Source organism: Ruegeria meonggei (genome assembly GCF_900172215.1).
Taxonomy (GTDB): domain Bacteria; phylum Pseudomonadota; class Alphaproteobacteria; order Rhodobacterales; family Rhodobacteraceae; genus Ruegeria; species Ruegeria meonggei.
Map to the genome: position 1 here is coordinate 453,765 of NZ_FWFP01000002.1, position 21,387 is coordinate 475,151.

Annotated in this window: 19 protein-coding genes and 1 tRNA gene; 10 read left to right on the forward strand and 10 right to left on the reverse strand. The window is 53.0% G+C overall.

From position 1 onward, the window contains the following. The 9 genes from RUM8411_RS04900 (at position 1) to RUM8411_RS23185 (ending at position 8,955) form a co-directional block, all read left to right on the forward strand. Complete coding sequence (locus RUM8411_RS04900; RefSeq protein ID WP_085821515.1) at positions 1-1,011, forward strand: Ldh family oxidoreductase; 1,011 nt, start codon at positions 1-3, stop codon at positions 1,009-1,011. A gap of 234 nt (positions 1,012-1,245) precedes the next feature. Continuing rightward, complete coding sequence (locus RUM8411_RS04905) at positions 1,246-3,168, forward strand: DUF3604 domain-containing protein (RefSeq protein WP_085821516.1); 1,923 nt, start codon at positions 1,246-1,248, stop codon at positions 3,166-3,168. Positions 3,169-3,332: 164 nt separating this feature from the next. Beyond that, positions 3,333-4,163: a peptidylprolyl isomerase gene (locus RUM8411_RS04910; protein ID WP_085821517.1), complete on the forward strand. Its 831-nt coding sequence runs from the start codon at positions 3,333-3,335 to the stop codon at positions 4,161-4,163. Then, on the forward strand, positions 4,160-5,161 hold the full coding sequence (locus RUM8411_RS04915; RefSeq protein ID WP_085821518.1) for a HupE/UreJ family protein: 1,002 nt from the start codon (positions 4,160-4,162) through the stop codon (positions 5,159-5,161). The genes RUM8411_RS04910 and RUM8411_RS04915 overlap by 4 nt, the downstream gene beginning before the upstream one ends. Positions 5,162-5,370: 209 nt before the next feature. Then, complete coding sequence (locus RUM8411_RS04920; RefSeq protein WP_085821519.1) at positions 5,371-6,564, forward strand: tyrosine-type recombinase/integrase; 1,194 nt, start codon at positions 5,371-5,373, stop codon at positions 6,562-6,564. A gap of 213 nt (positions 6,565-6,777) precedes the next feature. Beyond that, positions 6,778-6,984, forward strand: coding sequence for a helix-turn-helix transcriptional regulator (locus tag RUM8411_RS04925; protein ID WP_085821520.1), 207 nt, complete (start codon positions 6,778-6,780; stop codon positions 6,982-6,984). 117 nt (positions 6,985-7,101) lie between these two features. Continuing rightward, a complete protein-coding gene (locus RUM8411_RS04930) occupies positions 7,102-7,854 on the forward strand; it encodes a DUF1376 domain-containing protein (protein WP_085821521.1) in 753 nt (250 codons plus the stop codon). Further along, the gene (locus tag RUM8411_RS04935; protein ID WP_085821522.1) at positions 7,851-8,471 is read left to right on the forward strand and encodes a hypothetical protein; all 621 of its coding nucleotides are present in this window, start codon (positions 7,851-7,853) and stop codon (positions 8,469-8,471) included. Before RUM8411_RS04930 ends, RUM8411_RS04935 begins: the two co-directional genes overlap by 4 nt. Before the next feature lie 280 nt (positions 8,472-8,751). After that, complete coding sequence (locus RUM8411_RS23185) at positions 8,752-8,955, forward strand: HGGxSTG domain-containing protein (RefSeq protein WP_085821523.1); 204 nt, start codon at positions 8,752-8,754, stop codon at positions 8,953-8,955. Positions 8,956-9,148: 193 nt separating this feature from the next. Here the strand turns inward: RUM8411_RS23185 and RUM8411_RS04945 are convergent, their stop codons facing one another. The 6 genes from RUM8411_RS04945 to RUM8411_RS04970 all read right to left on the reverse strand — a co-directional run bounded on the left by RUM8411_RS04945 (position 9,149) and on the right by RUM8411_RS04970 (position 18,028). Then, entirely contained in the window at positions 9,149-11,704 is a 2,556-nt protein-coding gene (locus RUM8411_RS04945; protein WP_085821524.1) for an RNA-binding domain-containing protein, read from the reverse strand. A gap of 85 nt (positions 11,705-11,789) precedes the next feature. Next, a complete protein-coding gene (locus RUM8411_RS04950; protein ID WP_085821525.1) occupies positions 11,790-12,953 on the reverse strand; it encodes a DNA cytosine methyltransferase in 1,164 nt (387 codons plus the stop codon). After that, positions 12,953-13,363 (reverse strand): very short patch repair endonuclease, encoded by a 411-nt coding sequence (locus tag RUM8411_RS04955; protein ID WP_085821526.1) that lies wholly within the window; start codon positions 13,361-13,363, stop codon positions 12,953-12,955. Before RUM8411_RS04955 ends, RUM8411_RS04950 begins: the two co-directional genes overlap by 1 nt. A 77-nt stretch (positions 13,364-13,440) precedes the next feature. Next, positions 13,441-13,962, reverse strand: a complete 522-nt coding sequence (locus RUM8411_RS04960) for a hypothetical protein (RefSeq protein ID WP_085821527.1) — start codon at positions 13,960-13,962, stop codon at positions 13,441-13,443. Further along, positions 13,959-15,632 carry a DEAD/DEAH box helicase family protein gene (locus RUM8411_RS04965; protein WP_085821528.1) on the reverse strand — a complete coding sequence of 558 codons (1,674 nt, stop codon included), beginning with the start codon at positions 15,630-15,632 and terminating at the stop codon, positions 13,959-13,961. Before RUM8411_RS04965 ends, RUM8411_RS04960 begins: the two co-directional genes overlap by 4 nt. Continuing rightward, positions 15,629-18,028, reverse strand: a complete 2,400-nt coding sequence (locus tag RUM8411_RS04970) for an ATP-binding protein (protein WP_085821529.1) — start codon at positions 18,026-18,028, stop codon at positions 15,629-15,631. The genes RUM8411_RS04965 and RUM8411_RS04970 overlap by 4 nt, the downstream gene beginning before the upstream one ends. Before the next feature lie 80 nt (positions 18,029-18,108). Here RUM8411_RS04970 and RUM8411_RS04975 point away from each other — a divergent pair, with 80 nt between their 5' ends. Next, positions 18,109-18,816 (forward strand): hypothetical protein, encoded by a 708-nt coding sequence (locus RUM8411_RS04975; RefSeq protein ID WP_085821530.1) that lies wholly within the window; start codon positions 18,109-18,111, stop codon positions 18,814-18,816. 635 nt (positions 18,817-19,451) lie between these two features. Here the strand turns inward: RUM8411_RS04975 and RUM8411_RS04980 are convergent. From RUM8411_RS04980 to RUM8411_RS04995, 4 genes are all read right to left on the reverse strand, one after another. Continuing rightward, positions 19,452-19,526 (reverse strand) — tRNA-Phe (locus RUM8411_RS04980). 79 nt (positions 19,527-19,605) lie between these two features. Further along, entirely contained in the window at positions 19,606-19,788 is a 183-nt protein-coding gene (locus RUM8411_RS04985) for a DNA gyrase inhibitor YacG (RefSeq protein WP_085821531.1), read from the reverse strand. Further along, positions 19,785-20,807, reverse strand: a complete 1,023-nt coding sequence (locus RUM8411_RS04990; RefSeq protein ID WP_085821532.1) for a ribonuclease E/G — start codon at positions 20,805-20,807, stop codon at positions 19,785-19,787. The genes RUM8411_RS04985 and RUM8411_RS04990 overlap by 4 nt, the downstream gene beginning before the upstream one ends. Next, a complete protein-coding gene (locus tag RUM8411_RS04995) occupies positions 20,804-21,382 on the reverse strand; it encodes a Maf family protein (RefSeq protein ID WP_085821533.1) in 579 nt (192 codons plus the stop codon). The genes RUM8411_RS04990 and RUM8411_RS04995 overlap by 4 nt, the downstream gene beginning before the upstream one ends. Positions 21,383-21,387 lie beyond the last annotated feature (5 nt).

Here is a 21,387-nt window from a genome sequence, read left to right on the forward strand (position 1 = left end):
ATGGTTGAAACCCGGACCCTGACCCTTGCTGAAATCGAAGATCTGGCCTTCCGCGCGCTGGTCGCTGCTGGCACAACCGAGGCAAATGCCCGCCCGCTGGCCGTTGCCACAGCAGCCACCGAGGCGGATGGTGTTGCCAGCCACGGTCTGGCTTACATCCCGATCTATTGCGAACATGTTCAGTGCGGCAAGGTCGACGGCTCTGCTCAACCGGTTCTGTCTCAGCCCCGTCCGGGCGTAGTGAATGTGGACGCTGCAACCGGGTTCGCACATACCGCGATTGACATGGGGTTCGAAGCCCTGATGCCCGCAGCACGTGAACAGGGCATTGCCGCATTGGCAGTGCGCAACAGCTATAACTGCGGCGTTCTGGGATATCACACCTTCCGGCTGGCACAGGCCGGGTTGGTTGGCTTGGGCTTTACCAACGCGCCCGCATCTATTGCACCGTCTGGTGGCGCAAAGCCGGTTGTCGGCACCAATCCTTTCTCGGTCGCGGCCCCGGGAACAGATGGCCAGCCTGCCCTGCTGATCGACCAAAGCGCCAGCACTATTGCCAAAAGCGAGGTCATGAAACACGCCCGCGAAGGCAAACCGATCCCCGTTGGTTGGGCACTGGATTCAGATGGCAATCCAACCACCGATCCCAATGTCGGGCTCAAGGGCTCAATGGCGCCGTCTGGCGGATACAAAGGCGTTGGCGTTGCCTTGCTGACTGAGGTGATGGCCGCTGCACTGACTGGCGCGACCCTGGGTCTGAACGCCTCGCCGTTCTCCGGCACTGCCGGTGGGCCGCCGCGTACAGGTCAGTTCTTTATCGCCATTGACCCGACCGCAACAGCTGGCGACGCTTTTGTGTCCGGCCTGGAAGAGCTGGTCGGCGCGATCCACTCACAAAACGGCGCGCACCTGCCAGGGGACGGGCGACGCACCAAACGAATTCTGGCCGAAACAGACGGTGTCGCAGTGAATTCGGCCGTTCTGGACAAAATTCAGGCCATCTTGAGTTAACGAAACACCGTAATGTTGTCCCAACAACAGCGCCCCGTCAGGCGTAAATTTGACAAACCCCAGACGCCCGGCTTCTCACTCAAAAGAGAAGTCGGGCATTTTTTCTGACTGTTTCAAAACACGAATAAGAAAAAATCTACCGCGGTTTCCCAACCCCATGATATCATCAAATCAGAATATAACACTACAAAGCCGTTCAGCGGATTCATGATGCCATGGAATTGGGAGGTTCTTATGCTTCGATTTTACGCCTGTTTGTTGGTTCTGATCTATAACCCAGCAAGTGTTCTGGCAGACGCCGTACCAAGCAAAGAAGCTGTGCAAGGCACCTTTGCCGAGCGACCCTTCTCACCCTATGCCAACCGCTCGTTCCCGGAACGTCCGTTTTGGGGGGACACACATCTGCATACTGGGCTTTCATTGGATGCCGGAGCCTTTGGCAACACTTTGTTGCCCGATGAGGCATGGCGATTTGCTAAGGGTGAACAAGTCATTTCGTCGACTGGCCAACCGGTCAGGTTGGCGCGACCCCTGGATTGGATGGTGCTTACCGATCACACGGATCTGATGGGATTTGCTCCGGATTTGCAGGCGGGAAAACCCGGGGTTCTTGCCGATCCGAAGGGTTTGCAATGGTATGAGGGCTATATGGCCGGCGGTGAAGACGCAGCCAAGGCAGCCTTTGATATCATCACCAACTTCTCTCAAATGACATTGCCCGAGGTATTGCTGGAATCCTACAGCCCCGGTGCTGACGCCTTTGCGTTTACCTGGGAACAGATCGTGCTGGCCGCAGAACGCCACAACGACCCCGGAACCTTTACCGCGTTTATTGGCTTTGAGTGGACCTCGGTCCCCAAAGGGTTCAACCTGCATCGGAACGTTATGTTGCGCGATGGCCCGATCCGGGCGTTGCAGATGGTGCCGCCGGTCACGCAGCCGCCCTATGGCGACACCGACCCAAAAGCGCTGTACGCATGGCTAGAGGAATACCAGGCCAACACGGGCGGTCGGGCCGTTGCCTTTGCCCATAACGGAAACCTGTCCAACGGGTGGATGTTCCCAACAGAAGACACCTATCACGGCGGCAAGGTGGACGAAGAATACGTACAAAACCGCGCCAAGTGGGAGCCCCATTACGAGGTCACACAGATCAAGGGGGATGGCGAAGCTCATCCTTACCTAAGCCCGGATGATCCGTTTGCCGACTATGAGAACTGGGATGTCGGCAACCTCGATATCACCGAACTGAAAACCGAAGACATGCTGGCCGGGGAATACGCCCGAGAAGCTCTCAAGCGCGGTCTGGCGCTGGAAGAGAAATTTGGTGTGAACCCCTATAAGTTCGGTATGGGTGGTGCAACGGACAGTCATACGTCGCTGGCAACCGCCGAAGAGGAAAACTATTTCGGCAAATCCGTCAGTGCTGAACCGTCCGCCACGAGAGTCCTGCATCCGTTTGTTGAAAGCGAGCTAGGGGCGTTTGAGGGCCATACACTCGTCGCGTCGGGATACACCGCCGTTTGGGCGTCCGAAAACACCCGCACTGCCATTTTCGACGCGTTCAAGCGCCGGGAAACCTACGCCACGACCGGCCCTAGAATCGGTTTGCGGTTCTTCGGGGGATGGGACTTTGCTGACGAAGACCTGCTGACCCGGCTGGTGGCCGATGTCGGCTATACCAAAGGCGTGCCAATGGGCAGCGACCTGCGCCCGCGTGAAGGAGATGGCGCGCCCAAGTTTCTGATCGGTGCCCTGCGCGACCCGATCGGAGCAAACCTGGATCGGGTTCAGGTCGTCAAAGGCTGGCTGGATGCCAACGGAGAATTACAGGAGCAAGTCTATAATGTCGCCTGGTCGGATAATCGCGCGCTGGACGCTGATGGAAATCTGCCCGATGTAGGCAATACTGTTGATCTTGAGGCCGCAAGCTGGAGCAACACAATCGGCGCCTCAGAGCTGCTGACGATCTGGACAGACCCTGATTTCGATCCGGATGCGCGGGCCTTCTATTACGTGCGGGTTCTTGAAATTCCGACACCGCGTTGGGTGCTGTATGATAAACTTCGGTTCGGAATTGACCTGCCGGAAGAGGCACAGCTGACCCATCAGGAAAGGGCTTACTCGTCCCCAATCTGGTACACACCGGGCGCGTGATTGATCCAGCGGGGAAAACCGCTATTCCGGGGGCGAAAGCCTTCCTTCTGGGAAGGTCTTCTGCCCCTTGATAGTTCCAATAAATACACGGGGTTTCCGCATGGCAGATCCAACGGATCAAGCCAACGATTTGATGTCTAACACTTCCTGAGCCAGGGTTGCCTATGCGCATTCTCAAAGAACCACTTTTTCATTTCATTCTGATCGGATTCGCCATCTTTGGCTGGTTCCATCTGGTTTCTTCCGAAAACGATGTGCCTGCAGACATCCAAAAGATCACCATTGACGCAGATGACATCGCCCTGCTGACCAGCCGGTTCGAAACAAGCTGGAAGCGCACGCCTAACGAAGCAGAGTTTCAGGCGTTGATAGATGCTTTGATCCGCGAAGAGGTTCTTGTTCGCGAGGCCCGAAACCTCGGCCTGGATCGCGGCGATCAGGTTGTCCGCGCGCGACTGGCCCAAAAGATGGACTTCCTGACCAGCGCCATCGCCTTGTCCGTGACCCCGGAAGATGCTGTTTTGCAAACGTTCCTCGACGAGAACGCGGCGCGGTTTACAACCCCCTCTCTGATTGCCTTTGATCAAGTTTATCTGGGCGACGCGCCCGAGCCGGACGACATCGCACAAGCGCTATTGGCACTGGAAGCCGGGGAAGACTGGTCCAACCTAGGAGTGCCGTCTCTTTTGCTGCGGTCCATGCCTTTGTCGGTGACAAGTGTTGTGGATTCGACCTTTGGCCGCGGGTTTTCAGCCAACCTTGAAAACCTGGGGCCCTCACTCTGGTCCGGCCCGGTCCAATCCGGGTACGGGCAGCACCTTGTCCGGGTCACGCAGATGCAACCCGAGCAGTTGCCTCCGCTTGACGACATCCGCGATGCGGTTGTGTCAGAGTGGCGTCGTGAGGCCGGTGACGATCTGGCACAGGCCCAATACGAAAGTTTTGCCGCCCGTTACAAAATCGAGACGCCGACGCCTCAAGAGGACGAACAGTGAGAGCCGCGGTCTTTGTATTTCTGGCACTCAGTCTGATCTGTGCGCCACAGGCCGGAAAGGCCCACGCGCTGGATCCGGGGTACCTGGATCTGCGCCAGTTGGCACACGGCACCTGGCAAGTTCTGTGGCGTGTTCCTGATGTAAAAGGCCAGCCCATGAATATTGGGGCGGTACTGCCCGAGCATTGCAAGCCCGGCCGCAGCCCGGAACCAACCTCAGAAGGTGCGGCCTGGGTTTCCACTTGGGTCGCCGAATGCGACGCAGAGATTGCGGGCCAAACAGTGACCATTGATGGCCTGGAAAGACAGAAAAACGAAGTTCTACTGCGCCTGCAGCCCCTGAATTCTGAAACGGTAACGCTGCGATTCACACCCAAATCACCGGTTCTGACAATCCCTGTTAATCCGTCAACCTGGACCGTGCTTGTCAGCTATTTCCAATTGGGCTTCGAACATATTCTGGCCGGGTGGGATCACCTATTGTTTGTCGTCGCTCTGTTTGTCCTGGTGCGTGACCCTTGGCGCCTTGTTGGGGCAGTTACGGCTTTCACAGTTGCACACTCGATTACTTTGGCCATGGCCACATTGGGGATTCTGAACGTGCCGGCCGCACCGGTCGAGGCCATAATCGCACTGTCGATCGTGTTTCTGGCGCTGGAAATACTTAAACACAAAAAGGGAAAGCTCAGGTTATCAGAGCAATACCCGTGGATCGTTTGCTTTTGCTTCGGCCTGCTGCACGGGCTTGGTTTTGCGGGTGCCTTGTCTGAAATCGGGTTGCCGCCGCAAGATATCCCCACGGCGCTTCTTGCCTTCAACGTTGGTGTCGAGGGTGGCCAGCTTGCATTTATCGGAACCTTGTCCCTGCTAATCCTTACGTGGCGCACCGTAGCGCCGCCAATCGCTGCACAGTTTCACTCAATCGCCGCACTCGTTGCTGGTTACGCCATTGGTTGTGTGTCTGTTTACTGGCTTGTTGAGCGTATCAGCGGCTTTTGACGTTCCCGGCAAGGGTCGCCTGATTCTGACTGGCCTAATACGATGTCTAAATGGTGCCCGGGGGCGGCACAAGCAACCTGTTTGAGGTTGTTCATTCTTGTTCAGGTTCGCATTCATATACAACCTTCTAGCTGAATAAACTGTCCGGACTTGTCTTGCCGTGTTTGGCGCTATCCAATAAGATAAGGTGGATATTGGGGTGGATATAAATGCGGGCAACGAACAGACTTTCAGCTTCCTTTGTAAAATCTGCACCGGTCGGTAAACACTGCGATGGAGCTGGGCTTTGGTTTATTAAACGAGACGACGGTGGCGCGCAGTGGATGCTTCGTGTGACTGTGCATGGCCGAAGGCGCGAAATGGGCTTAGGCGGCTATCCAACTCTTTCTCTTGCAAGTGCTCGAAGTGTTGCACAGCGATGGCGCACGGTTGCTGCGGAAGGCCGTGATCCGGTCAAGGAGCGTGAAGCAGAGGCACGTGCGGCGCGGCGGGAAGATGTTTCACTTGCGGTTCTGACTGCAGATGCATTCGAAGCGCGAAAGGCTGAACTCAAAGGCGATGGAAAAGCAGGGCGTTGGCTCTCACCGCTAAATGGGCATGTACTGCCCAAGCTTGGAAAGGTGCCAATAACAGACATTGACCAGCGCGACATTCGCGACACCCTGGCCCCAATCTGGCACACAAAAGCCGACACAGCGCGCAAAGCAATGAACCGGCTAAACATTGTCTTTCGCCACGCGGCCGCGCTTGGATTGGACGTTGATCTTCAGGCAACCGAAAAAGCCAAAGCGTTGTTGGGAAAGTCACGTCACAAGCCGAAACACATCCCAGCGATGCTGTGGAGCGATGTCCCTGCCTTCTACTCAAGCTTAGAGGAACCCTCGCTCACGAACCTCGCTATGAGGTTGCTCATCCTAACCGGTGTTCGCTCTAAACCTTTGCGCTTTATCCGGCTCGAACAGATTGAAGGAGACGTCTGGACTATACCCGGTGAGGCCATGAAAGGTCGAAAAGGGGCAACAAGTGATTTCCGTGTGCCGCTTTCGCAGGAAGCGCAACGCGTTATCGACCTTGCCCTACCGCATTTCAGAAATGGTTTCCTTTTTCCGAATACACGGCAGGGCGTGATCTCTGATATGACGCTCTCAAGGATGATGGAGCGTCGCAAATTGGACGCCCGCCCGCATGGCTTCCGCAGCAGTCTTCGCGACTGGCTGGCTGAAGCCACCGACGCACCTCACGAAGTAGCGGAAGCAATGCTGGGACACGTAACTGACTCTGGTGTCGTTCGAGCTTACAGACGCACAGATTTTCTTGAGCAGCGTAGGGTGTTGAGCGAGCAATGGGCGAGCTACGTGTGCGGTGGAACTAGGGAAGTCGTGTCTTGCGTCTCAACACGGTAATTAACGCTAGCCGGGACCACTCTAAATACAGTGGCTGAGCAAATCTAAACAGCTACATATTGAATTGCACCAATTAGTCCGCTAACACTGGAATTGTTGCTGCGCAAGATGTGCAGCTCGTCTTCCCCGACACGGGGGCACCCATTGGTGGGACGAGCGGCCGTTTGCGATCATTCTGGCTTTCGTCCCGAGTAAGAAAGGACGACTGTCACAATGAGCACATCCACGGCGACTTCCGCAAAATACCTGACCCTAATGGAACTTCGCGAGAAGCTCGGGAACCGTTCTCGTTCATCCATTTATGCCGACCTGGCTGCAGAGCGGCTTCCCAAACCCGTCAAACTGGGTGGTCGTTTGCTGTGGATCGAAGAGGAAATCGATTCCCACCTCCGCGCTCTGCGCGATGGCGACATATGCTAATCGCGCGCAGTGGAGGATCCATTATGGTCGATCGCTTCGATACATCGACAATAGCTAACATCACTTGTGACGCTGTAAGCCCAAGGGAACTTGGAAAGCTGCGGCAGGTTACTCACGATGAGTAATTTCAACGCCAAACGTGCCCGCACAAAACGTCCCTGCCCACTTTGGGTAGACGCATTCCAGCGTGATACTCAACCCCTCGCAGCCGATGAAGTTGGCGCCTACATGCTTATTCTCATGGCGATGTGGGTGCGCGAAACATGTGATTTCCCTGATGATGACCGCCGTCTAGCGGCGGTCTCCAGGGTATCTTTCCGCCTCTGGAGGTCACGCATCGGGCCTGCCATCAGGGAGTTCCTTGAAACCGAAAATGGCGTCCTAATTTCCCGCCGGTTGCGAAAAGAAGCTGCTTACGTCGAACGCCATTGCAAGACTCAATCCGACCGGAAATCGGGGAAAAAAACGGGTAACCCATTGGGAAATACAGGAACACTATCAACCGAGGGAAAATCCGCGGTTGCAACCGTGGATACCCCCACGGACAAACCTACCCAACTACCCAACAACCCAAATATTACCATTCCTGACGGAATGGACGGCAACGCCGTCGATGCGACAGATGTCGTTTGGTCGAAGTGCAAGGGTTGGCTGGTTTCGAAAGGTGTCGATGACCGCCAGGCCCGCAGTGTCATTGGCAAGTGGCTGAAGAGGAGTTCAGTTAGCGAGGTTCGGGCGGCCTTCATTGACGCCTACCACGCCAAAACCGGAGACCCGATCCCCTACATCACCGCAATTCTCGGCAAGCCTGCACAGCCTACCACGGCTGAACTCATGGCGATGGCGAAGGAGGTAAATGCAAAACGATGACCATGTTCGACCGCAAGCGGCGGGAAACCTTCTTGACCGACAAGATCACCGGCTATCTCGACCGCAAGGCCCCGCCTCGCAGCCTCGGGGCTCAAGCTCAGGCCAACGAGATGGCCTCACTGGTTCGTTGCTTCATGCGTTTTGCCCCGAAAGACGGTTACGAGGATTGGTGGCCGAACTTCGAGGATCGGCTTGACGAGGACGCCAAGACCCGCGCATGGCCCACCGCCGGAGAAATTAAGGCGGCGGCAATGGCAATCACCGGCCCGTCCTCCCGGCGCATTGCCGAGGGCAACGAGTTTGACCCTCTGGATGTGAACGCAAAGCGAATGCATGCCGGTGAGCGGGTGTCTGATGGCTATCTCTATGGGCGTCTTTCTGTCGAATTGGTGGCAAGTGGGAAAGTCAGTGAAGCCCAGATGCGCCGCTATCGCGCGGCGTTTATCTTTTGGCTCAAAGACACCTACGACGAACCAATTGCGTTGGCGAAAGTTGCCGAGTTCGAAGCCCGCCATGCCGCTGCGGAGGCCGCTGCGCATGAACCCTTAGAGCCGCGCGCCTTGCCCAAGCCGCAACCCAAGATAGTACCCAGACACGAATGGGATGGTGCAGCATGAACGCAATGTCAAAACTAGCCTCTATGGAAAGCAAGGGGACCGGCGCCACCCCCTTCGCCTCGCGCCCATCATGGGGTTTGCCAACTATGTTAACAAATGTTGGTGTTTTCTGATGGGGCGACCGACCAATTTTGAGAAGAAATTCCGTGCGCGCTTTCAGTGTGACCCCATTGATTGGCAGGCACTACAGTCACGTTGGCGGCCGTGCCCAGCAGAGGCGCACAAGCACCCAAACTATCGGAGGGATTGCTCACAGTGTCGCGGTGCAAACTGCAAACAGATGGCGGAGCTGGGCTTGAATGATTCCGGTGAACGACTGCCTAAGTCAGAGCGCCCAACATGCAACGCTAAGACCCGTGCAGGAGGCCAATGTCAGGCACGTGTAGTACCTGGCAAGCGGCGATGCAGGTTGCATGGTGGTCTCAGTACCGGCCCCAAAGGGAAACGAAGAAGCAAGGCCAATCTTGAGCAAGAGGGCGACTGAAGGGAGGCGGGCGACGCCTCCGTAGTACTGCCGGTAGAGCACGCAATCCGTTAGTAGTGGGTCTATATAGTGTTACGATTTCGTCCGTTATCTACCCTGTCTCAACGACGTCGCTGTCCGACACATCGTTCTGAAAAATAGCCGCCTGTAGAACTGATACCATCCGGTTCACGCAAAAACCCGAAAGCTCAAACTAGTTCGCACTGAGTTGCATAATACGAACTTCCAGTATCTTTTTTGCAATCCCCAATTGTGCGGTCAAAATATCGACCCTTTCACGGTTCCGTTTTCCAGCGGCCTTTTCGATGGCCAATATTCCATCTTGGAGGGTTCCTTGCGCCCTTCTTAGCATCGTCATATCTCTGGACTTAGATAGACCAGCAATTTGGTCTGCAACGAACGTAGCTGTGTATTGGTCGAAAGATAATCCTCGTTTAATTGGTTCCGAAATAGACTTGAATAAATAGCCTAAATCTCCTTCTGCTGCCCCAATATAGCCTGTCATCGCCCTGTTTAGCCAGTCTGCTGTTTTTGAACGATCAATCTTCTTAGCCGAAGCAGCAAAATGCATGGCCCAAAGGTAAGCTATTATTGATTGTGTGAAAAACGTCAATTTATCAGGATTGCCGCTTCCAGATATCGACCGAGCTTGCGTTGACCTGCACTCACCGATCTTCGAGTAAAATTCGGATCTGTGTCTGTCAGAAAAGTTTTCGTCAGTAGCAACACGCTCACAAAGTGAAACCGCTTCTAGAAAACGATACCCTGTTTTGCGCTCCGCGTAAAACCACGCACGAAGCATAAAAATATCTTTGTAGCCAAAGCTATCAGCTTTCTCAAACAAACCACGCGCTTTCGACAGATCAGGCGGCTCTGATTGCACGTAAGCTTGCCCTAGAACTGATAGGAACTTTGGATTTACTTTTACAGCATCGTTCTCGTCGATTTGCTTGGCCTCCAAGACCACTTGACCGTACTTTCCTTCACGCACAAGCCGTTCGAATTTGATAATCGTCGTGGCTTCTTGCGGAGTGGATTTAGCTGTGTCCCGACGGAAGTGTTCAACTGCACGCTTGACTGCCTCGTAGTAAGGAAGTCTCTTTGATACTGATCGAACAAAGCCCTGCGCAGATGGAGAGAGACTGTACCCAGTAGTTTCGTCATCCTGGGTCGAAATCTTCAAGAAAATGTTTGCGGTTTCGTTGATTGCAGATCGCACTTGGTCGTTAGAAGCGTTTGTTATCGCGCAAATCGCGTCGAACCCCAGCGGGCCACCATACTCCATAAGAGCTGCAAGGACTTGGCGGCTTTTACCGTTAAGGTCCAGCTTGTCGTATTCTCGTTGATAGAGGTATTTTCTAGCGGCCTCGCCCCCCTTGTCTTTGAAGTCTCTTAGAGCCTCGTGATAAGAACTACAGTTTGTTCGGAGACCAACAACGGTTTCTATAAGCAGTGGCAAACAAGAAGTTTCTTCCGCGATACGCTCTATTGCGTCGCTGTTTGGCATCTGGGGTCCAAACAACTCGCAACACTCTTCTAAAAACGCGGGAAGTTCCGCTTCTTTATCTAATCCCGGAACAGAAATTGCTGAGTTTTTAGCATAAGAAGCGTCATTTCTAAGGGTATAGATCAGCTTTATGACCTTGCGCGCTTGGCTACAAAGTAGGAACAAGTCTTCTTCACCTGTATCCTGACCACTCCTACTGAGCGCGTCGATGTCGTCGATCACGATCAACCCGTTATAGGTATCAAAGAGACCTCTTATTTCATTGAGCAAACCTTCTCCACTCAGCAGCTCTGTTTCGGCTTCCGAAAATCCACCGACATCTTTCAGTATCAAACGATACAATTCCTCAGCTGTAGAAAACTGCCTACTGCCAAACAATTGCTCTGCGCCGATGCGAACGTTCAGTTCGGTCTCCTTCGAAGAAACAAATAACGCAAAGTCCAGCTTCTCCCCATTTTGCAGACTTGCAGCTTTCCAGTTGTACGCGACTTGGTCCAAAAACTCATATGCCAACGTGCTTTTTCCAGAACCACCAGGTCCCGAAAGATAAATTCTTGGCATCCGGCTCAGCAAAAGCCATTTCCAAAGCTCAGTCGTCAATTCTGTACGACCAATAAAGTTAGGTAGTGTAGACGGCGATGGAGGTGCTGAGTATTGAATACCCGAAATATTTTCATCTGCTTCGTCGAAAGGATTTTCGCGGCGCGAAAACACTAAAGGGAGGTGATGGCTGCTTGCGGTTTTTGCTTCATGGCGTTCCCGTATGTACAGCTTGCCCTTGTCAATTTGATGGTAGGTTCTTTGAGAAATGACTGGTTCCGTAGTTGTGCGCTTTGGAACTAACACAACAGATATCGTTTTGCTGTCGCCTCCGACCGTCAATTCGTAATTTCGCCGAATCAATTCGAAGCGCGTACCAAAAATTTCAGTTACTAGGGAATTGAATTTTTCAACATCGAACGATCCATTTACACCGACCGGTTTAAAGTCCTTGTCACGAACGCCAAATACAACGATCCCACCGAATGTATTGTGAAACGCTAGAAACAGTTTTAGCAAACCTGATCGATAATTCTCGTCCTTTGGAGCCGGGAAATCCTCCTTGAAGTCGAGCAGAACATTCTCTTGAATTACGAACTGATCGTTTTTAGTGTCATATAGATCATCAAAAAGATCAAAAAAATCTTCTGAAAGACTCCCTGCACAAACCGCCTCATGCAATTTCGTAATTTCGGCCTTCATTACACCAACCTTTGTAGTCTTGTTTTATGTTAGAGGAGACGAACTTTGGGAAAGCTAAACCTGATATCGCGATTGATAGGATAATTTAACTTCCTAATCTGAGAGTTTCGTGGATATCTTCGGCTACTATGCGGGCAAGCTGCACGGGCACCGCATTGCCCAGCTGTCGCATAGTTTCAGTCCAAGAACCGTGAAATACCATGTCATCTGGAAAAGTTTGCAGTCGCGCGCTTTCGCGAACAGTAAAGTAGCGAATTGAGCCATCTGGGCGTCGAAGCATATTTTCTCCGCCCGGTACGCCATGCACTCCGGCTTTTAGTGTTTTCGCTGGTTCGTCTAGTGGGCTGCCGGTATGACCCGGATAAGAACGCGCACCGGGCTGAAAGTGATGATCATGGAAGTGTGCTGCCAAATCAGGCTGAATCTCCGGGTCTGGGAGATCGCTAATAGCCTGTCGAACCGTAATCCAAGGCAAACTGTCCGGTTTGTCCTTCAGTTTTTCAGCGCGCGCTTGGCCCCTGCCACCCTCAGGTCGATTCTTCTTTGCAACTTCAAGTAGGTCCCAATATTCTCCGGAACGCCATTGCGACCAAAGTAATGCGTCTTTCGAGTGCGTTTGGTTAGGAAAATGCCAGCGGATTTCCGTATCTCCTCGAAAACCAACAAAAAACACCCGTTCACGCCGTTGGGGAACGCCGTAGTCCGCAGCATTGAGAACCTGTTTTATCACGCGGTAGTGTAAGCCATCCTTAGAACCAAAGGTGTGATGCTCTTCCAGCCGAGCGAGGTGTTCGAGCCACTCTTCGTTTTCCCGCGCGACAACGTCAGGATACGACAGTTGCAAGTGAATATACTCTAAGTAGTTGGCAAAACTACTACGCGTCAGCCCCTTGACGTTCTCGAAAAGAAACACGGAAGGCTTTAATTCTCTCACAGCACGTATCGCTTGAGGAAACATATCTCTCTCGTCGAGAAACGCTCTATGCTGTCCACCCATTGAGAACGGTTGACAAGGTGGACCTCCTGTAACCAACGACACGTCGTCTGAAATGGATGTGAAATCAAAGTCTTTTACATCACCCTGATGAATTGGCCAATGGGCAATCGGATGCAAGCCTCTGGCTTTGTTCTCTCGCAGAGTATCACAAGCCCAGCGATCCCAGTCCATAACCGCAACAGGCTCAAATCCAGCCAAGCTGGCTCCCATGCCTAACCCGCCCGCACCAACGAAGAGTTCCACCGAGCGCATTAGTTCAAATACTCCTTGATTTCCCTTTCAAGCCAATCTTCATCTTTAACCTGACATTCCCAAATCACTAACGAACTCCAGCCCATTTTCACAAGCAACTTCGAGTTTCGTTGGTCCCTCTGCTTGTTCTGTTCCAATTTCGGGTACCAAAAGTCCAACCTAGATTTGGGCAGGCGTGCGAGACGGCAATTCGTATCATCATGCCGATGCCAGAAACAACCGTGAACGAAGATTACCTTCCTTTTAGGCCTAAAAACCAAATCAGGCTTCCCAGGCAAATCCCTACAATGGAGACGGTAACGATAGCCCATACCGTGAACCAAACGGCGCACCAACAATTCGGGCTTTGAGTCTCTCCCGCGAATACGCTTCATACGTTCGCTTCGCTGTTGCTCCGTCAGTGTATCCAATTTTTGTATCTACCCCGCTAGCCGAGCCTATTGTTGCTTAGAGCTTCTACGCCAGCCAGACTGGGCGTGATCTTAAGTCAATCCAACCAGACGATCTTTTGGATGCCGAGCCGCTGGGACGCAATTTCAACTACGTCACGCTCTGACGCTAAATCAAACTTTGCCGCTGACTCCGTCAGCACGACCGCAAATGGCTTGCCAATCTCAAACGAACGCTCAAAGATAGCCATAAGCGTAGCTTTCCATTCGCTCGATTTACTCCACGCAATCTGTCGACCGTCGGACAACAAACAACCGTGAGGTTTTATATAAGTTTCGGCTATCGCTTCGTCTTGCGCTATTCCAAGGACTCTCATTATGCGAGTTGGATCGGCAGACGCCTCGCGCATGTATGATTTTAGCAAAGTATCCTTTATGTAAACACGGACCTTTCGCGGATCCATATACCGGCCCAATCTGCCCCCAATTGCCTCAGCTTCAGTCCAATTTGTGTAGTACCTTGACTTATCGGTCGATGCCAAAGCCGACCAGTTCAAACGATCAGCTTCCTCCCATAAGATCTTCCGAATTTCTTCTCGAACTTCGGCAGGAACTCTCATTGCACATTTCCTGATTGAGTAGGCGCCGGAAATTCAAATCGAGGGATTTCAAGTTGTGGGTCGCCTTCTCGAAGCATGAGGTCAGCCTGATCCTTGAGCCACTCAAGCATAAAACTCCCTGCGGACGCATCCCGAAAACTAATTAGATTTTGGCCTAGTGGAAGTCGCTCGATAGGGCCCGAAGCAGACTTTTCTAGCTCCACAACTTCCGCCATGCGGCGCAGATCAGTAACAAAATCCAAGACAATCACCTTGTCCTTTCCATCACTTATGCGGAGTCCACGGCCTAACTGCTGCACGAATATTCGCCTGCTATGTGTCGCTCGCATAAAGGCGATTAAATCTACATCTGGCACATCGACCCCCTCATTAAAGAGGTCCACGCTTGCAAGAAGGTCAATATCACCTCTACGGAACATTGCCATTAACTGATCACGTTCGCGCGGCTCATGTCGCGAGGAAATGGCTTCCGCACGCAAGCCATAGCCGCGTAACACACCAGAAAATGCCTCGGCGTGATCGACTGTTGGCGAGAACACAATTCCACCACGTCTTTTCTCGCTAATGAAAGCTTCCGCTATGAGACGAGCCGCCTCTTCATCGCGGGTAGGCATTAGAAGCCTCTTATTCAATTGGTTCAACGAGTAATTATGCGCCGAAATATCCTGAACAAATTTCCAATCTATGTTGTCCGCAAGCAGTCGGTAATCGACTTCGCACAGAAAACCGTGCTGCAAACCATCAGAAATGCCCAGCTGGATCAGTGGCTTGCCAATCAGCTCATCAATGTCAAATCCATCTCCCCGCCAAGGCGTCGCTGTTACTCCACCAACCATAGGCGGTTCGAGAGCATCAATGGCGCTTCGAAATGTCCGAGAACCTATATGATGCGCCTCGTCAACTAAAACCAATCCAAAGTCGGGAAGGTCGTCCAGCCTCCCAATAACGCTTTGTACAGTTGCGAATGTTACCCCCTCAAAAAACGAAGGTGTTTCACTGCTTGAGAGTAGATGTGTTGGAATCCACTTGGGAAGCTGTTGCCAAAATCCAAATTGGAGTTGTCTTACGAGCTCAACCTTGTCAGCCAGAACCAGAACTCGATTGTGCGGAATCAGCTGATCGCGATACAGGTCTGCGACGACTTCCGCCATTACGACGGTTTTCCCCAGTCCTGTAGCGAGTACCGCTTGCGCTTTGCCTGTGTCTGTAAGTCCTTCCCTGAATCGATTGACAGCTTCGGTTTGATAAGGCCTCAAATCTCGGCGAGTTCCTGTGTACTCATCTACTTCTTTCGACAAGCGCAACAGGCGCGCTGGATCGAGAAGTTCGACGGTTATCCCTATTCTGCGTAAGCGATCTACCTCGGCTTCAATTCCCCCACCTATGGCACGGGATGTAGCGACGATCATTCTATTCGCTTTATAGAAAGTTCCAGCATCTACAACTTCTTGAACGGCCGTCTTTGGCGCAGGCGCGGACGTCGTGTGCTTACACTGAACAACCCAAGTCTCCCCATTCTTCACACCGAGCACATCCGCGCCTTTGTCACCAGAACCACCGACAACGCGTACGTCTTCAAAACCTGCGTGCATTAATAGCCTTGCCACGTCGCGTTCAAAGGCTTGCCATGGTCCTCTTAGCAGCCGCCGGTCATCAAGAAATGCCGTCATTCGATCATCTCGGAATCCGGTTTAATCAACTCAAGCGCAAGCACGGCTCTTACTACTTCGCTTCTCGGTTTCTCTATCAAGTCATCGCTCGCTTGCTCGGACAACCAAATCGCATCAGACAGCAAGGATGTATAGCGGCCCAACACGCTAGCGCGAGCTTCGTCTGTTATGCTTGGGTCGCCGTAGTCGAGGTGCTCGTAGGGGGCATCCCAAATTGCGCCATCAAAACAGAGCTCCGGGCGTTTCTTCACAATTCCAAGCAAAATCTTGAAAGGCGCAGAAACGAGAAACTCGCCATTGGGCGTGACATCCGTTGGCTTGATCTTTTTTGTTGCCAACGCTCTCATAACGGTAGTTTGCTCTTCAAGATTCAAATCATCGAACAGTGTACCACGCTCTTCTTCCGGACATTGAGCAACCAATGACCTGGCGATATCAGTAAGAACCAGAGTAGCGTCGTTCGGTAGCGTCTTAAAATCTAGATTGTTTTCCTCTCCGTAGGTTTGGCGGTACTCAGATAGAATGCTTGCATAATCCGGCTTTTCCAACAAATTGCGCGTTTGATCAGCTGTCTCGTGAGCCAGATGAGAAAGCAACGCATCGCGCGGCGTTACTGTTACAGACCGAAAAACTGGATGACTCGGATCATATAGAAAATGGTGCGTTTTGGTCGTCACATCTCCCATTACAAGTGCCCATGGGACACCCGTGGGCAAATCCGGGTCCGCCGGCTCTACCTCGAAGGCCAAAATATTCCATTTCAGACCGGATGAAGCGTGATTGTACCTTCTACTAAGCAAAGGTGCTTCCCGACGCGGAGGAAGCTTTGGTTTTGCCTCTTTAGTCGGAGATTTTTTTTTCCCATCGTCGGGAGGGTTGTCACTTGGAGGAGGATCACCAATCAATCCCGGCGGCAGGTCTACGCCACCACTGGAATGACTGTCCGAACTCCCAGCACTAGTTGTACGCCTGTTACCGAGCAACAATTCCCTGTCTGCTGCCTCGACAAGCTCCCACCACTTTGCGTCGTCTTGATATTCAGGAGCACCATCATGGTATTGGTTCGACATCTCCAAAGCACGTGCATTGTCTTTGACAATCAATATTCTGCCATAGGCGCCGGCGGTTTTAGAGTGCGGGCTAGTGCGCCTAAATGCTTTAAAAAGTCGAAACAACGGCGAATCGTTGGCTCCGTATCCAAGGTCCTTTGCTTTCTCAGGTAGAAGTGGTCCATCTCCCCTTACGATACGAACCATTTCATCCCATGTTGGATCAGCGCGATCAAAACGGTCTTTTGCGTAGCTAACACGGCAATGATCTATGTGAATCTCGCCGACTATTCTTCCGCGGTTGCGTTGGTCGTCAATGGGATACTCCCTCAGTTCGTTTTCGCCATCGCTCCAAGAAAACAAATCCTTACTACCAATTTCAATTTTTCTACCGTTGCGAATAAAGTCTATGCCGAACTCAGACTGATGTAAGTATCTTTGTATTCCCAGCCAACCAGTCACTCTTCGTTTTCGGCTGACCACAGAGTTTGCCATCTCGCAATTGGGACAAGGTTTACCTTCCTCTGCACCGCGCAACCAACTCATGCAGCTGGTGCAATATAGTCTTTCGGCAAGTTCGCTGTTAATTGAGGTAACGGCATTTACGGTAGTGCCGCCCGGCCCAGGCACGACCCTGTCTTCATTCCAAAGACAATGCCTGCGGGCTTCAACGCGTTTGTGGTTGACGTACAGCTCAAAGCTTATTGGTACACCATTTTTTCGCAGCATCGAGGAATATGCCTGCGCGAGACGTTTTCGAGTTGTGGTTTGGTTTGCATTTTTCGCAAGCCACTTTCGTTGTTCTGGCTTCAGTTGCTTGATCGTAATTTCGGTACCATGTTGTTCCGGATCAGCCTTTGGTCTTGTAAAATGTGGTGTCTTGTAGTGCCTTTGGCGGCGCAACTTTTCGAAATCAATCAGCAGCCCATGCCATTCTCTTTCTCCCTTACGTGTTGTCCACACTTCGGTCAGCGATCCAAGCCGGGCGGTGGCAATGTTAAAACCCATCCCAAAGAGACCCAAACTATCAATCGGATTGTTTCCAGACCAACCCGCCCGCACAGCCCGTTCTAGAACATCCGGCGCCATCCCGGAGCCATTATCAATGACCCTCAGCGTGGCCCCATCAACATTTGCTTGGGGCAAATGCACATCGACCCGTGTTCCGGCGATAGCGGTACCTGCTCGACTCTCCTTTAGAAAGCCATCGATAGCATTGTCCACAAGTTCTGCCACGCAGCGCCACTGATCGATGCTTATTTCGCCAAGCATCGGCAAAACACGAGGATCCGGTTCTAAATTAAACTCCCCAGCTACTTGACCAATACTTGGTTCAGCAATTGCCATTTCTCTTTATCTCCGACTAAATAGCGGCACTTTTGACGCTTAATCAGGACGTTACCGAGGTCTCAAACCAGACACAACCGATGGAAGAATTTACTTCGCAGGAACTCTTTCGAAAGCCACCTACTGGGCTCGAGGATTACTTCGAGCGTATGCGTCCGATCGTGGACAACACAATTCTAAAACTCAGCAAGGCCAAATTTCGTGAAGACCCCATTGCGGGTCGAAAATACTCGCGTGCGACTTCAATTGTCAGCTCAGCTTACAAACGGCACGGCACTCTGCTGGTCCAAGCGTTGCTTGAGAGACTGAGGGACTGCGCTCATCTTCGCGTGTGGACAGAGGACGATTTCAAACTTTCGCACGAGTCTCTCGAAAAAACGCGCGTCGTCGAACGAATTGAGGCACTAGTGAATACACATTTGCCATACGGCGATCGGCAGCGATCAATTCGAGTGGACATGTTTGTTTTGGACGAGCATCGCAATTCGCTCAATGCATACAGCATAAAAAGAGGAAATGGCTCATATGACGGCGGCAAACGACGATCTATACTTACTGAACTAATCAGAACCCAAATGCTCCTGAAAAGCTATGCAAACAGCCTCGATATTGATCCAGTTTGTGTCAACGCGCACATCATATTCTACTATGGCGTGATGTCCTTGACGCCCCCGTTTGCGATAGACGGCGGTGATCTTGATAAGCACTTCAGTTTCCCAGTGCGAGAGGCCATAGAGTTGGTGAATGACTACTTCGCGACAATGCTTAGAAATCTAATCGAAGAATAGACCTGGCTAAAAATAGATGGTCAGCTGCCGTCATCAAGGACGGCAAGGTATATTGGTAAATTACTCCCGCAGCCAATTCGGAGAACGCGATGTCTTGGTGGGACATCACAAAGGCAGGGGATGCCAACCCGCGTCGAACCTTGTGCCAGGCGGTGACGTTCATGATGCTTCGCGCATGCCTCTTCTGGCTACGAACTTGGGTATACCATGATGCGAAGCAACGAGGACGAAAGGAAGCAAATGTTGCCCTGACTCGGCGCAATGCAGTCGTCTTGCACCTTATGTGGCGAGACGGGACGTCATTCGATAATGCTGCGCCGCCAGTAACCGCCTATACAAACCGATCAGAAATGTATGATTGCACCTCACTGAGCGGCAATTCAGGAGACGAATTTCCGCTCCTGACGTAGAATTTATCCTGTGGTGGTCCACGCTTCGACGGCAGCGTCAGCTAGACCGGTGTGTTTGAGGGCTTCACTGCAACCATCTGGCGCAGGCCTCCCTCAGCAGGGGATCGACTGTGGAACCGAACGAAGAATTGTGAGCACCCGGGCCGAATGGGTGGATATTGAGGTGGATAAAACCCACCTTCTATCTGGATTTTGTATAAAAATCATACAGATGGTAAATATTAGTGGTGCCCGGGGGCGGAATCGAACCACCGACACGAGGATTTTCAATCCACTGCTCTACCCCTGAGCTACCCGGGCACGGGAACGATATCTATCGTTGGGTGGAGGCCTTCTATGACTTGCTACAGGCGGTGTCCAGAGGCTTTTTGACATTTTTTCAATGCGGGCGCAGTTGGTCTATTTCGCTGTCGGGCACTTCCGTTTCCATATCCTCTTCCCGCTGCGACGGGACCGCGTAGGACCCGTTCAGCCATTTGGCCAGATCAACGTCGGCGCAGCGTTTAGAGCAGAAAGGGCGAAACCTAGCGACCGTGTCCTCGGCGCAGATGGGGCAGCTCATTTCAGCATCTCCGACAGCGGAATGCGACCGCGTTTGCGCTGCAATTCGTAGTGACCCAATGGGGTCCAGCCAGCCAGATTCGTCTCGATTCCATCAGCCTTGAGCGCCGCGCGCAGGGCTGATTCAAAGCCTCTGCGATCCTTTTTAGGCATGGGAGCCAGATCTAGGGTGATCTGCCCGCCCAAGCCCCTGACACGCAGCGCGCGGGGCAAGGCCTTGGCGCAGGCAAAGTTGGCCTTGGTACCGGCCGCCAGCGAGGTATCAGCACCAGTATTGACGTCCACGGCCACCAGCGCTCGGGTCGGTTGGATAAACAAATGGCCACCTCCGGACAGCGGCTCAGATATTCCGCGGGCGGTATCCAGCGCGTCAAGGACGCCGTGCGTTTCAAACCCTCCGGCTTGGGTGACGACTTCGGCCGGATCGGTCCAGTCACGCCAGGCAAGAACGTGAGGTCCGTCGCCACCCAGCAACAATTCGGGTTCGGTTCCCGCGTCGTTCAGAACTTGCTCGGCATGGGCCAGCATCGCGCCGATGTCTTCGGCAATCTCAGCAACGTCTTCGCCCTGACAGCACGACCGCAGGATAAGGCCGTAGTCGCTGCCATCCATACTGTCATGCGCAATTTCAAGAAGGCGGTCGCGTTCATCCTCGTCCCGGATACTGCGCGAGATATTCAGACCGGGCGCATCGGGCGTTACAATCGCAAATCGGCTTTTGAACAGGACACGTTCGGTAACCGGCAGCGCCTTGCCCGGTTCCGCATACCCTGTCACCTGAACCAGCATCAGGGTTCCGGGGGCCAGACCTTTGGCCTGCCGTAGGAACGCCGGACCATCGGGAGTTGTCAGGAACATGCCCCCTTGCCCTTTGACTGGGCGGTCAGTGCGGGCGCGATAGATCGTGCCGGGCGCAGGCGCGTCTGCGGCAATCAGAAAATCCTCAAGCTTGCCGTCCACCATCAAAGCTGCGGCTTCCCGGTTTTCGATATGATCCAGAACGATTGTACGACCCTTCATGGGACCTCACGATACAAAGGATAGCCGATGCCCTGCAAAAGGGCGGCAGTTTCGGATAGTGGCAAGCCGACAATGCCGGTGAAAGAGCCGGAAATCCAGGGAATGAAGGCCCCAGCGGGCCCCTGAATGGCGTAGGCACCCGCTTTGCCCTGCCAATCCCCCGTCGCCAGATATGCGTTGATTTCCACATCCGACAGGCGCTTGACCTTAACTTGGGATACGACGTCGCGTTGCAGCACCCGATCCCCCCGCCGCACCGCGACCGAGGTGATCACACGGTGGCGTCGACCGGACAGAGCGTGCAGAAACTCTGCCGCCTGCCCGGCATCATCTGGTTTGCCAAGAATTCGACGGCCCAACGCAACAGTGGTGTCCGCGCATAGGGTGAAATCGCCGCTATCCGCCTGAACCGCCTGCACTTTTGCGCGCGTGATACGGTTGCAATATGGTACTGGCAGCTCGCCCCTGAGCGGCGTTTCGTCAATGTCAGGGGCGCGGATGGCATCAGGTTGCACGCCAAGCTGGGCCAACAGGTCCAGCCGCCTTGGGCTGCCCGATCCTAAGATAAACGCCATTGCGG